This window comes from Nostoc edaphicum CCNP1411, assembly GCF_014023275.1.
Taxonomy (GTDB): domain Bacteria; phylum Cyanobacteriota; class Cyanobacteriia; order Cyanobacteriales; family Nostocaceae; genus Nostoc; species Nostoc edaphicum_A.
The window spans coordinates 6733238-6747000 of the sequence record NZ_CP054698.1 but is presented as its reverse complement, the minus strand read 5'-3'; the positions used below and the strand labels follow the sequence as shown (position 1 = coordinate 6747000).

At 44.5% G+C, this 13763-nt stretch carries 11 protein-coding genes and 1 pseudogene; 7 read left to right on the top strand and 5 right to left on the bottom strand.

Going from position 1 to position 13763, the window contains the following annotated elements:
- Positions 1–138: 138 nt before the first annotated feature.
- Both HUN01_RS31250 and HUN01_RS31245 read right to left on the bottom strand, forming a co-directional pair.
- Complete coding sequence (locus tag HUN01_RS31250) at positions 139–759, bottom strand: flavin prenyltransferase UbiX (protein WP_181929415.1); 621 nt, start codon at positions 757–759, stop codon at positions 139–141.
- Positions 760–775: 16 nt separating this feature from the next.
- Positions 776–3130, bottom strand: a complete 2355-nt coding sequence (locus tag HUN01_RS31245; RefSeq protein ID WP_181929414.1) for a ribonuclease R family protein — start codon at positions 3128–3130, stop codon at positions 776–778.
- Between the two features lie 1062 nt (positions 3131–4192).
- Between HUN01_RS31245 and HUN01_RS31240 the strand changes: the two genes are divergently transcribed.
- Complete coding sequence (locus HUN01_RS31240; RefSeq protein WP_181929413.1) at positions 4193–5080, top strand: hypothetical protein; 888 nt, start codon at positions 4193–4195, stop codon at positions 5078–5080.
- A gap of 154 nt (positions 5081–5234) precedes the next feature.
- On the opposite strand, the gene clpP is transcribed toward HUN01_RS31240, so the two are convergent.
- Positions 5235–5846 carry an ATP-dependent Clp endopeptidase proteolytic subunit ClpP gene (gene clpP / locus HUN01_RS31235; RefSeq protein ID WP_099099266.1) on the bottom strand — a complete coding sequence of 204 codons (612 nt, stop codon included), beginning with the start codon at positions 5844–5846 and terminating at the stop codon, positions 5235–5237.
- A 479-nt stretch (positions 5847–6325) separates the two neighbouring features.
- Here clpP and HUN01_RS31230 point away from each other — a divergent pair, with 479 nt between their 5' ends.
- The 6 genes and pseudogenes from HUN01_RS31230 (at position 6326) to HUN01_RS31210 (ending at position 11035) form a co-directional block, all read left to right on the top strand.
- Positions 6326–6481 (top strand): hypothetical protein, encoded by a 156-nt coding sequence (locus tag HUN01_RS31230; protein WP_181929412.1) that lies wholly within the window; start codon positions 6326–6328, stop codon positions 6479–6481.
- A gap of 226 nt (positions 6482–6707) precedes the next feature.
- Entirely contained in the window at positions 6708–8765 is a 2058-nt protein-coding gene (locus HUN01_RS31225; RefSeq protein ID WP_181929411.1) for a thioredoxin domain-containing protein, read from the top strand.
- Positions 8766–9109: 344 nt separating this feature from the next.
- Entirely contained in the window at positions 9110–9340 is a 231-nt protein-coding gene (locus HUN01_RS35770) for a transposase family protein (RefSeq protein ID WP_238845774.1), read from the top strand.
- Positions 9316–9573: pseudogene (locus HUN01_RS35765) on the top strand (ISAs1 family transposase); the annotation flags it as partial. The gene HUN01_RS35770 and the pseudogene HUN01_RS35765, both read left to right, overlap by 25 nt.
- A gap of 47 nt (positions 9574–9620) precedes the next feature.
- Positions 9621–10217: a molybdenum cofactor guanylyltransferase gene (locus tag HUN01_RS31215; protein ID WP_181929410.1), complete on the top strand. Its 597-nt coding sequence runs from the start codon at positions 9621–9623 to the stop codon at positions 10215–10217.
- A gap of 176 nt (positions 10218–10393) precedes the next feature.
- Positions 10394–11035, top strand: coding sequence for a chloramphenicol phosphotransferase CPT family protein (locus HUN01_RS31210; protein WP_338044513.1), 642 nt, complete (start codon positions 10394–10396; stop codon positions 11033–11035).
- Between the two features lie 50 nt (positions 11036–11085).
- On the opposite strand, the gene HUN01_RS31205 is transcribed toward HUN01_RS31210, so the two are convergent.
- Together HUN01_RS31205 and psb27 are read right to left on the bottom strand one after the other, a co-directional pair.
- Positions 11086–12588, bottom strand: coding sequence for a family 10 glycosylhydrolase (locus tag HUN01_RS31205; protein WP_181932896.1), 1503 nt, complete (start codon positions 12586–12588; stop codon positions 11086–11088).
- Between the two features lie 705 nt (positions 12589–13293).
- Complete coding sequence (gene psb27, locus HUN01_RS31200) at positions 13294–13698, bottom strand: photosystem II protein Psb27 (RefSeq protein ID WP_181929408.1); 405 nt, start codon at positions 13696–13698, stop codon at positions 13294–13296.
- Between the last annotated feature and the right edge of the window lie 65 nt (positions 13699–13763).

Below are 13763 nucleotides of genomic sequence, written 5' to 3'. Positions count from 1 at the left end.
TTGTCAGTGGTCAGTTGTCAGTTATCAGTCTGATTACTCTTCACTAATTACCGTTAACCGACTACTGACACTATCAGCCATCTCTATCATTACCCTTTTAGGACTATTGTGAAATTTCCGATAAGTCCACTGAGGGCGTTAGCGACGACCTTCCCACCGCTGAATTGGGATGCAGTCAATATCTAGTTGATCTAAAGCACGGGCAACTACAAAATCAACTAAATCTTCGATGGTTTGGGGATTATGATACCAGGCAGGAATAGCGGGAACAATTCTAACTCCAACTTCTGCTAAAGAGGTTAAGTTCCGCAGGTGGATGAGGCTAAAAGGCGTTTCACGCGGGACAATGACCAGCTTTCGCCCTTCTTTGAGTTGGACATCCGCCGCCCGTTCTAGTAAATCGGAACTCAAGCCAACTGCTAGCTTTGCCACTGTACTCATGCTGCATGGAATGATCATCATCCCCAGAGTGGCAAAGGAACCACTGGCAATTCCGGCACCGACATCACTCCAAGGATGGCAGCGGAGTTTACCCGAAAGTTCAACTCCAGCTTGCTCTCGCCAGAATTGTTCTTGTTGAGTTGGCTCTGGTGGCATCCGAATTTCCTGTTCTGACTGCCAAACCATGTAAGTTGATTTAGAGGCAACCAATTCAATACGATACTCCGCTTCTAGCAAAAATTTGATCGCGCGAACAGCGTAAATCAGACCAGATGCGCCCGATACGCCCAAAATTAAAGGCTTGGTGTTATTTGACACGTAAGTTTAGTTAATTTTACTCATCCTCGGAGTAAGGGTCTAGGTCATCAGGATCAATGTCATTTGGTAAGTAGAGGTCTGAAAGCTCCTCACGAGAATCATTGCCAGTCAAACCTTTGGCGACACCATCGCTGCCGACTGTTACCAAATCAATTTGTTGACGGTAGTAATCGACACTTTTAACTTGCACAGCAACGCGATCGCCTAATCTATAAGAAGCGCGATTTTTGCGCCCAAAGAGTGCCTGTTGTCTGGCGCGATATTCGTACCAATCATCTTTGAGAGAACTGACGTGTACCAATCCTTCCACCCTCAAAGGCACACCAGGATTACTGCTGGATTCTACCTCGGCGGCTGGTACTTCAATTTCCACAAAGAAACCGTAGGATTGAACCCCGGTAATCACGCCTTGAAATACCTGACCGATGCGTTGCTTCATCAGTTGGGCTTTTTGCAGTCCAGCTAAATCAGCTTCAGCTTCTTGGACTTCTTTTTCTCGGTCGTTGATTTGGACAATTACCCTAGTTAAATCGCTTTGGAGTTCTTGTTGCAATTCTGGGGGTAAAACGTTCCAGTTAATTTCCTCGTGGCTGGAGGAGTGACGCAGGTTAACGCGTTCTCTGACACGGGTATTGCGGCGATCGCGTCCGTTTTCGAGTAGCGTGTAATACACTCTTTGCATCAGCAAATCTGGGTAACGCCGCAAGGGAGCGCTAAAGTGGACATATTGCGGTAGTGCTAGACCAAAGTGAGATCCTTTGGTGGTACTGTACGCAGACGGCTTAAGTGTATCTTGTAATAAGTAAGTAAGAACTTGCTCAGAAGGAGATTCGGCAAAAGCTGTGGTCAAATGTTGATAATCTAAGGGTTGGATATCGACTTCTGCATCTAATGTGAGGTCAACGCCTAAATTGACTGCCAATTTCAGCATTTCCTGAACATCTTCAACATCGGGTGTACCTTGGACTCGCCAGATAGCGGGAACACCAAGGGCATTTAAGTGAGTTGCGAACAGTTGGTTAACTAGCAGCACTAACTCCGTGAGTAGCGATCGCACTGGTAAATCATTCACCACCACAGCGCCTAAAATCCCCTCATCATAATAGGCGTTTTGGCTAGGCGGCAGATTTAACTGGAGGCTACCACGATTCAACCGTACCTGTTTGACGGCTATTTGCAAGGCTTGGAGGTCTTGCAGGATTTGGGAAACCTGTGATGATTTATCTTGAGCTTCACCTGTGAGAATTGCTTGAGCTTGTTCTGTAGTCAGTGCAGTCTCTACGTTAATTACGCTGGGCTGAATTTCCCACTCCAGCACTTCTCCCGATTGGGGATCAATGGTAATTAAAAAAGAGATGGTTAAGCGATCGCTCCCAGGTACTAAAGAACAGCGTTCTGCCACCAGTGGTGGCAAAATTGGCAGCACTAATTCTCCCAGATACACTGATTTACCCCGTTTGAGAGCTTCTCTATCTAGAGCTTCGTCAGGTTGGACATAGTGGGAAACATCAGTGATATGAACGCCCAACAGCCAATTTCCGGCTAAGTTTTTTTCTAAACTAAAAGCGTTTTCTATAACTTTGGTATCGCCATTTACCCCTTCAATGGTGAGAGTAAACAAATTACGCAAATCTAGCCGATTTTTTAGGTCTGCTTTGAGCAGCTTTTTGGGCAACCTGGTAGCTGCTTCGAGGACATTATCTGGAAAAGTCCGGGAAAGGTCGTGTTTGCACGTAACTAAATCTATATCAGCAGCAGCTTCGGCATCGCTGCCGAGAATTTGCACCACTCGACCAAGGGGAGGATATTGTGCCAACGGGTAACGCAAAACTTCGACATGAACCAGGTGATCGATCGCTTCTTCCAGCTTTGCCTCATTAGGTTGAATCTTGAGTTCAAACAGCAATCGATCATCTAAAGGCACAGCTCGGAAACCAGTTTCCACCTGCTTAATTCGTGCCAGTAAAGTGTGGTTAGAACGTTCGAGAATCAGCTTCACCTCCCCTTCGGGAGAGCGACGGCGACTGCCTTCCTTGAGAACTCTAACCAAAACGCGATCGCCATTCCAAGCATTACTCAGATGACTTTCGCGGATGTAAATATCCTCAGCTCCTTCCACATCTTGAATAGCAAAGCAAAAGCCTTTACTAGAACAACGGAGTTTTGCCTCAATGATTCCGTCTTCTGATATACGGCGGTACTTGCCCCGTTCCTTCACTAAAATACCGATTTTTTCAAGAACATCTAAGGCAATGTGAAGTTTTTGTAAACTTTTTTCATCTTCACAGCCAAGTTTCTTTTCTAAAACCTTCCGAGCTACCAATTTATCATCGGTGAAATTGGCAAGGAGTGTAGCGATTGAAAATTCCATGCAGTGAACCGACCTTTGGTCAAAACATCATTTTTTGTTTAATCTGGTTCTTTTCTGTATACCCTCACGGCTTACAGAAACAAATTGGAAACGAATTGCCCAGAGGCAAGGCTTCCTAAGTTCCAAGGAAAGGAAGCCCGACCCAGCAAGAGTGGGAAACTACTCCCGCAGTTCCGAGCAAAGGAAGCCGACCCACGCACAACTCTGGGCGTCTACGAACTTCTCACTGCACGATGCTCTCAGAATTCGCCTGCGTTTAAATCCCTTCACCTAACCAAACTTAAGATTGCACGCCTGATTCAAATTTAGCCCCGCTAGGTAATTACGCGACGGGTTTTTGAGAAGCTGGGTTTAGAGAATCCATGCTGCCCAAAAGCGCTATGCAGGGGAGCCACTGCGGTGAGGCAGCCCCCGTCTTGGCGTTTCCATCGATAGCGCAGCGTTAGCGAGTTATCGAGCGTCTGGGGGACTATCAAACCAGAAGGGTCTTGGGGTCACCCCAAGTGGAGGAGGCAGTGCGGTCTTGGGGTCACCCCAAGTGGAGCAACTGCCGTCAAGTGGCGTGGAAACTACAGGTGTTTGATTGTCTAGAGTGAAGGTAATTTTACGCCATTAGACTCTGATTTTTAACTAGGAGGAACTGCCGTGAACCCAATTGTCCCACATGTAGAATCGGTAACAATTAGGTGAGCAGCTTAATAAGCAGTGAGGGCGAACCTTATCTTCATTATTGTAGATTTAGAGCGCACTTCCAGAAAATAGTTCTAGATAATGAGTTGGGTCATCAGTATAGCATTGCAGGCAAGACTACCCAGGTAAGTTAGCACTAGCCAAAATTTTCGTCAAAAAAGAGCTACTGCTACAATTGGGACACAAGGCAAAGCAAAAATATTACTTTAAAAGGGACTGGGGATTAGGGATTGGTGATTAGGGATTAAGTATTAGAGACTAGGGATTAGGATTAAAATAATTCTTTCCCAGTCCCCAGTCCCCAATCCCCAAATCCCCAGTCCCCAGTCCCCAGTCCCCAGTCCCCAAAAGATTTAGATTGGTAGCAGTATTATGTTGGCTCAATTCCAGAGCTTGTATCCCAAGGGCAGTTTGATTTCTGAATTAGTACAGATTTTTCAAGGAAAATATATTGTCCGGGTAAGCGTGCAAATTGAAGGCGTAACCCGTGCTACGGGTATGGCAGCGGCAGAAACAGTAGAAGCAGCAGAAGACCAAGCCAGAACTAGGGCGCTGATAGTTTTGGGTATTACAAATGCGCCACCAGAATCAGTGGCATTTACCTCAAGTCCAATTTCCCCGGTACAACAAAACCCTCCCTTGAACCCCAAAGGTGGATTGAATGAGCCTGCTGCCTATTCTCCCGCAAAAGATGGAGATTTTGTTAGTAGTCAGTGGCCAGCAGGTAACGACAAAGAAATATCTATACCGCCTTCCAAAGGACGGAACATTAAACCAGAAGTAGTAACAAGCAGTAACGAACAGTACGAGTACAGCAATACTGCACCCCTAACAAGCGATACCTATAGCCAGGATTTAAATCAAAACTTTCCTGTTACCCCCATTCGGGAGCTAGAATTTGATCCTCCAGTTGAGAAATTGGAAATAACCTTTGATAACCAGGTGGAAAATCAAACCTTTCCAGCAATTTCTGCTAATAATGTCACACCATTTACACCCCGGAGTTACAGCCCTCAAGAGGATGTCCCTACCCCTTCAGGAACAGGAAAGAGAAAGAAGAAAGCTGAACCCGTGGATTTATCGGATGTCATTGCTAAAACAGATGTCGAACTTCAGCGTCTAGGCTGGACACCAGAACAGGGACGGGAGCATCTGATTAAAACTTACGGTAAGCGAGGGCGCACTTTGCTAACTGAAGAAGAATTACACGGATTCCTCAAATTCCTTCAATCTGAGCCAGACCCAATAGCGGGATTTTGATTAGTCATTTGTCATTTGTCATTTGTTCAAATCGGTATTAAGTACTTGAGCAGGCCACCCATTTCAAAAATAACCCCTCTTCATAACTAGAAGAGGGGTTATTTTTAGGGTTTAAGGGAATTAAAAGTGGTAAATCACCATTTAATCGTGATTATTAATTAACAGCAGCAACTGCTGGGCGGCTACCAGCGGCGTGACGGTCAATCACTTGGTCAATTAAGCCATAATCCCTGGCTTCTTCTGGCGACATAAAAAAGTCACGTTCAGTATCTTCAGCAATCCGCTCAATTGGTTGACCTGTATGTTCAGCTAAATAGTCGTTTAGCCGCTTCTTGTGGTAGAGAATTTCCCGCGCCTGAATTTCAATATCAGTCGCCTGTCCTTGAGCACCCCCTAAAGGTTGATGAATCATAATCCGAGAATGGGGTAGACTCATTCGTTTACCCTTAGCACCTGCACTGAGGAGGAAAGCGCCCATACTCGCCGCCAATCCGGTACAAATTGTACAGACATCAGGGCGAATGTGTTTCATAGTGTCAAAAATGCCCATACCAGCCGTCACCGAACCACCGGGAGAATTGATGTACATATAAATGTCTTTCTCCGGGTCTTCAGCATCCAAATACAGCAGTTGGGCAACAATCAAGTTAGCAATGTTGTTGTCAACCTGTTGTCCCAAAAAGATGATGCGCTCACGTAACAGCCGTGAGTAGATGTCAAAGGCGCGTTCACCTCGACCCGATTGTTCAATAACGATAGGAATCATGGAAGCGTGTTTGTGGCTACTTTAAATACATTTTATCGGTGACAGCACGAAACTGGGGTTTATCTCTACTGTTCTCAGCTAGATAGAAGCAAATCTTTCGTATTCTGCTTGATCAAACAAGGGAGCAAAAGCACATTTTGCAATAGATTCAACCTTTAAGGGCACTTTTTAGTCTTAAAAGCTGTCTAAGAGAATATCCCGGTTTAGGGAAGAACTGATTAAAAAACTCCAACTCTCGCCATCTCATGTTTCGGCCTTTGCTGCACAACCTTGGCGATGTGTGTGATTAGACCGATAACCGAAATCCGACTTGCTTAGGGAATTATATTAAATATTCAGTAACATTTTAAACATTTTTTTATAATTTCCCTCAGCAATTATCAAGTTATTTTTGTTAGATTCGGTAAATCGATAGTACGAGGTGTATTTAGAATAACCAGTCCTACTTGAAATGCTATCCACTCAGAGAGAGACGTGCCATGCTGGAAAAACTTATACAAGCCGCCATCATCACCTTCTTGCTCCACCTGATAGCAGGACTTAGCCCAAATACTTTAATTCAGACAAAAACAGCATCACCTATACGAGAAACGCCACCAAATATTGTTAGCTTGCTATTGCGATCTTTTCAATAACAATGTTTCATAAGTTGCACAGGTGTAAGTAAGTCAGTGTAAATAAACCTAGTCATATAATTTTTTACACCAACTTATTTAGGCGATATCAAAAAGATGCATTGCTACCTCCTACCCAAGGGGTAATTTGCGCGTAGGGTTTCTTGCTTATGTACATAGCCGTCTCGGCTAACAATCCTGGGAACAGGATAGACTGAGCAAAGAAGGCAACTACTTGCATTTGAACATGACTAATCGCCTTGCTGAAGCTAAGAGCCTCTATCTCCGCAAACACGCCGAAAACCCCATTGATTGGTGGCCTTGGTGTGACGAAGCGCTTGCAACTGCAAGGGCGCAAAATAAACCGATTTTTCTCTCCATTGGCTACTCTAGTTGCCACTGGTGTACTGTCATGGAAGGCGAGGCTTTTTCTGATATTGCGATCGCTGACTACATGAATACCAATTATCTTCCCATCAAAGTAGACAGGGAAGAAAGACCTGACCTTGATAGCATCTATATGCAAGCTTTGCAGATGATGAGCGGTCAAGGGGGTTGGCCTTTAAATATTTTTCTTTCCCCAGAAGATTTAGTGCCGTTTTACGCTGGTACTTATTTCCCTGTAGACCCGCGTTATGGTCGTCCAGGATTTTTACAGGTGTTGCAAGCCCTTCGCCGTTATTACGATACAGAAAAAGAAGATTTACAGCAACGCAAAGCCTTAATTATTGAGTCTCTGCTCACGTCTGCGGTGTTGCAAGACGATACAACAGCGGAGTTTGAAGACCATGAATTACTCCGCCAAGGTTGGGAAACCAGTACGGGTGTAATTGCCCCTAGTCAATCCGGTAATAGTTTTCCGATGATTCCCTATACAGAATTAGCACTGCGGGGAAATCGATTTAATTTTGAATCTCGCTATGATGGCAAGCAAGTTTGTACCCAACGGGGACTAGACTTAGCGCTGGGAGGCATTTATGACCATGTAGCCGGTGGTTTTCATCGCTATACTGTTGACCCGACTTGGACAGTTCCCCACTTTGAAAAGATGCTCTACGACAATGGACAGATTGTCGAGTATTTAGCTTCTTTGTGGAGTACGGGAGTACAAGAGCCAGCTTTTGAGAGGGCGGTTGCTGGTACTGTACAATGGCTGAAGCGGGAAATGACCGCGCCTGAAGGTTACTTCTATGCTGCTCAAGATGCCGACAGCTTCACTGAACCCACGGCGGTAGAACCAGAAGAAGGAACTTTTTATGTCTGGAGTTACAGCGAACTACAACAACTATTAACGCCTGAAGAATTAACGGAATTAGAACAGCAGTTTACAGTGACGCCTAACGGTAACTTTGAAGGACGTAATGTTTTGCAAAGACGCCATACAGGTCAACTGAGTGCAACACTGGAAGCGGCACTGAAAAAGCTGTTTACAGTTCGTTATGGCGTTAGTTCTGAGTCACTAGAAACTTTTCCCCCAGCTCGTAACAACCAGGAAGCGAAAACCACTAACTGGACAGGTCGCATTCCCTCGGTGACAGATACGAAGATGATTGTCGCCTGGAATAGCTTGATGATTTCTGGGCTGGCTAGGGCTGGTGGAGTGTTCCGACAACCGTTGTATCTAGAATTAGCAGCACGAGCCGCGAATTTTATCTTGGAAAATCAGTTTGTAGATGGGCGTTTCCAGAGACTTAACTATCAAGGAGAAGCGACCGTTTTAGCTCAGTCTGAAGATTATGCTTTGTTTATTAAAGCTCTGCTAGATTTACAAGCTTCCAACCCTGAGCAGAAGCAATGGTTAGAAAGTGCGATCGCTATCCAAGATGAATTTAACGAATTTCTCTGGAGTGTAGAGTTAGGGGGTTATTATAACACATCAAGCGATTCTAGTCAAGATTTAATTGTCAGAGAGCGCAGTTACGCGGATAATGCTACACCATCAGCTAATGGAATTGCGATCGCTAATCTTGTCCGTCTCACCCTACTCACTGATAATCTAGATTATTTAGATTTAGCGGAACTTGGTTTGAAAGCTTTTAAGAGTGTAATGCATCGCGCTCCTCAAGCTTGTCCCAGCTTGTTTACAGCTTTGGATTGGTATCGTAACTCTACTTTGATTCGCAGCACCACTGAGCAAATAAACTCTTTGATCCCCAAGTTTCTGCCGGTGGCTGTGTTTGCCATCACATCTGATTTACCAGAGGGAAGCGTGGGGTTAGTTTGCCAAGGTTTGAAGTGTCTTGCACCAGCGGAAAGTGTAGAGCATTTATTGCAGCAAGTCGAGAAAAGTCAAAATAGGGGATGATTTTTAAAAGAGATGGGGCATTGGGCATTGGTTATTCTCTTCTCTAGTGTCTAATCCCCAGTTCCTAGTGGTCTATCGCATTAGTTACGAGGGATGAATAAGTTCGTAGTAAGGACTTTAGTCCTGGATTTTTAAGCACTGAAGTGCTTACTACAAACTCATGATATTTAATGCGATAAACCACTAGTCCCCAGAACCTAATTCGATATATAAATATCAGGGTTAGCGCGTCTCAAACCCTATTGACAAGCGGACTTACCTGATCAGAGCAGTCAAGTTAGAAACAAAGTACCACTATCCAGGCTAGGGTAAGATTTAATCCATATAGCCCCAAGGTTCGAGTAATGCCAGCAGGATTTAAGAACAAGAAAAGTAAAACCAAAGCATCTTTTACACCCTTCATAGACAGCTTTGAGATTACCGCTCAGTTTCAGGAATACTTCACAGAAATAAAAGACCCCAGAGTAGAAAGGACGAGATATCATTTACTCACCGAGATCATCACCATAGCGATTTTGGCAGTAATAGCAGGTGCAGAAGGTTTGGTAGTGCAATTCGACAGCATTGGGGAATAGAAAATTCTATTCATTGGACATTGGATGTCACTTTCGGTGAGGATGAATGTCGGATTCGTTCTCTGCACAGCCCACAGAATTTTGCTTTACTACGTCGGATTGCTCTCAATGCCTTAGAACGAGAAACATCTTTTCATCGCAGTATTCGCCAAAAATCACGGCGAGCCGCGATGAATGATCAGTATATGGTTTCTGTCTTGGCAGCGGCTCTCCCAAACTCAGCACTCTCCTAGAATCCACCTGTCAATAGGGTTTGAGACGCGCTAACCCTGATATAAATATGACGACCCGAAATGAATTAACAGCTATTGTGTTAGCTGGCGGTAAAAGTTCTCGGATGGGTCAAGATAAAGCCTTGATTCCCATTCAAGGGATGCCATTGTTACAGCGAGTTTGTAGTATTGCTCAAGGCTGTGCTGATGTTGTTTATGTAGTGACTCCCTGGCCGGAACGCTATCAAAACTTACTTTTGCCTGGTTGCCAATTTATTCGGGAAATACCTTTATCTGGAGAATCTCTAGCCCACGGGCCTTTAGTTGGTTTTGCTCAAGGACTAGCTGAAGTGCAAACAGAATGGGTATTACTGCTAGCTTGCGATTTACCGAGATTGCGGGCTGAAGTTTTGCAAGATTGGGTAACTCGACTTGATAGCGTGGGAGATAATGCGATCGCAGCTTTAGCTTGTCATCCTAAAGGCTGGGAACCTTTGTGTGGTTTTTATCGCTGTCGCTGTTTGCCACAACTCCAAGAGTTTATCAACCAAGGGGGGCGATCGTTTCAACAGTGGCTTCGGCAATATCCTGTAGAAGTTTTGCCCTTAGCAGAACCCGAAATGCTATTTAACTGTAATACACCAGAGGACTTGGCTTTAAATTGAGTTGGTAACTGGGGATTTAATCGTGAACTGAACCTGCCGAAACTTTGATAATAAAGTCATTTTGGGGATGATCTACGCACAGCGTCTTGATTCAGAATTCAGAATTCTGACTCCTGAATTCTTGCCTATTCAAAGTTTTAGCCCTAACGTGGAACTGCTAACTATAGCTATAAACGATGCAAGGAGGAATCATGGTGCAGACACAGGAGCTAGGACAGATTATCATCCTGAATGGTGTCCCGCGATCAGGTAAATCAAGCATTGTCGCAGTCATCCAGGAGACATTTGATGGTCTGTGGATGAACTTGGGTGTTGATAGGTTTATGCAAATGACTCCCGCACGATACCTGCCTGGGATCGGTCTGCGGCCAGGGGGAGAACGCCAGGACATCGAACCCTTCGTTCCCATTCTGTACAGCGCTATGTATGAGTCCATCGCCGCCCACAGCCGCTTGGGTCTGAATGTCGTGGTTGATGTTGGACACCATGACGCCTACGCAATTCCTCGGAGGATTCTGGACGATAGTGCCCGGCGTTTAAACGGATTGCCGGTCTTATTCGTAGGCGTTCACTGCCCCATCGAGATCATTATGGAACGACGACAAAACACGGGGTGGAAGCTGGGAAATACAGCCGACTCCCCCACACCACATCCGGTTCAGTTATGGCAAGATGAAGTCCACATCCCTGGCATCTATGACCTTGAAGTTGATACCTCGTTGTTGAGTTCGGGTGCGTGTGCCGAAGTGATACGCCAGCACCTCGCAGATAGTCCATCACCGTCGGCATTCCAACGACTTACTGCACACTATACTTAAGCTGTAGTTATGACTGTGTTTACTCCCTTTTCACTACTTCTGCAAAGAATCTACTTGACTCGACAGAATTTGCGATCGTTATCATGCTGAGGGTATTGCCAAGAATAGGCAAAATGGCTGACTCCCTTTAATTGGGGAGAAAATTTGCGAAGTGCCTGCATTTGCGCTTCCAGGGATGGACGATTGCTGATCGATTCTCCCCATTTGCCGGCTAAAGCTGGGATGACTTGAGTACCCGGTTTAGTCATACTCAAAACTCGCTGTACTTGCGCCACAATACAACTAACGTTACCGCAAGTTCCATAAGACATTGGATGCCACTCTAATGTAGTAGGGAATCGATCCCAAGGCTGCAAACGGGAATCATACCCTTGTCCTACAGTTTGATTGCCATCGGGGAAAAACACCACTCCTGTGGAAACACCTTGCTGCTTTGCTGGGTAACTAGCTATGGTGACAAAATCTAGAATTCCTTGCATAGCGTGGGCAACGGTAAGCTGCCACAACTCCCATTGTAAAATTGGTTGTCTATCGGTTGCAGACTGGATTGATTTTTGCGCTGGTGTGGTAATACGTCCTTGCCAGAGGGGTTCTCCTTCCTGGGGATAAAGTTTATCGACTTCCGTGATATCTGTGCCAGTGACGAATCCCTTCCTCAAAAAGCGGCGAATTAAGTCCAACCCTTTATAATTTTGTGCCCGTTTAAATAAAGCTTCTTGGATTGCTGGACTAAAGAGCCATAAATCTGAAACTTTGGTGGCGATAGAATCACTTCCAGCTTGTCGGGGATAACGCACGTAGTCCAATAGCAAGCCATCTGGGCGACGACGCAAAACTTCTTGTACTAATTGGTAGTAATCGCGTTTCGCTTGCGTGTTGTAGGGGTCGATAAATAGTTGAGAACCGTTATCTACGACATATAGGCTCGTTTGACCTTTGCCATTACGAGCGATCGCTTCTTCTCTATCTGGACGCTGGGCGTAAGTATAGCCGAAATTATTGGTAAACATCCAGGCGTAGACTTTTAAACCACGTTCCCGACCTTTTTTAATTGCTGTGGCGAGTATATCGATGTTTTCTGCTCCTGGAGTGCGAATCACAGAAGGCCAAGCTGTTGGGTTAGCTGTTGCTGGTAATAATACCTGACCGTCGTAAAATACTTCTAAATAAACTTGGTTATAGCCACGGTTAACAATCCGATCCATAACCTGATCAATTGCTCCTGGCTGAATGTCACAAGGATACAAGCGCAACCAGAGGGCTTGGACTTGCGGCCAAGTCCGAGTGCGGCAATTCTTTAATTCCTGTGCTTGTTTTTGTAATATATTTTGGTAACGCGTTTGAGCATTTTGGTTGCCTTTGAGGGCTGATAAACGTAAGTTTTCTTTTTCTTGCGCCGCCGCTGATGATAACTGACAATACTCAGTTACTTGCGCCCTTGCTGGTTGACTCCCAAAGTTGGGAAGCAAAGAACTACTAGTAAAAACAACAGCGAATAGGCGCCGCCAAAATAATAATGTTGATCTTCCAACGTTCAAGGGACGGTTAGACATACCTACCAGTAGATGAACACAATAATTAATCATTGACCCCAACCCAGACAATTAGGGGCAACGTGTATCAAATTATATATAAGAATCCTAAATGATATGTGAAAAATTTTAAGTAATGTTAGATATGACTGTGCTTCACATATCCAGGTTTTGGTACGTAAAGCCTACCCTACATATATTTCAAAAATCAAATAGGAGTTCTATAATTAAGTTGTAAGGGTTTTGAAACCTATTTTTTCAAGACTCCCAAAGGCCTATTTGTGTTGCCGTATTTTTATGGAAAAACATGAAAAGTGCTGTTAGCGGTAGCGGTGCGTTGAGCCAATGCTGAGTTCAAGGAACGCCCACAAGGAGAGTTGCTCTTACCAAGTATTAAGTACTTCTTAGATTCACTCAGCACTCATCGCTAAGTTTGGTAAATGCATAAATGGCAGTATAAAAAACCTGAATATAGAGTAAGTTTAGTCTGCTATTGGGTAAGTAATGCTTTTACCTTAGTTAGTGAAAATATATCAAAACGAGTAATATTTTTAACCAAGAATATCCTGGTTCTAGCTAAGAGAGTGTCAATTAATTTAGTGAAAATTAGTGAAAAATCTAAAATTCAGGTTTATATCAAGTTGACAAAGTACTTCATCATCAGGGATCAAGAGTCAAAACTTTTGACTCCTGACTCTTGATGATTGAGTAGGCAATGGTTAATAGTTAGCCGCCACGATTCAGTGCCGTCTCTACCTGCTGTAACTCTTTCTCTAGACGATTTTTGAGTTTTTCGGGTACGGGACGGTTTGGGTAAGAACTGTAATGTCCAGCCAGGGAATTGAGGGCTGTTCGTATGGTTGTAAAGGAGCCAAGACCAGAAACAGAGTTAGCCCGTTGGTAACGAGCTGAAAAGTCATTTATTTTTTGACGCGCTTCTGCTTGAATTGCTGCTTTGTCTGGCGAATCTTCTGATAGTTCTAAAGCTTGTCTCATGATATTGACTACAGCCAAGGTGTCTTGGCGATAATCTCCACTTAAACTATCTGGACTACCAGAACAGCCCATTAAGCCGATAGCTACAACCAAAACCAGTGCAAGCAAACGCGACCAATAGCGCTTCATATGCATTAAGTAAAAGAATACGTAAATCAACGTCCATCCTATCTTGGATTGGTAACTTGGGGATCAATTGA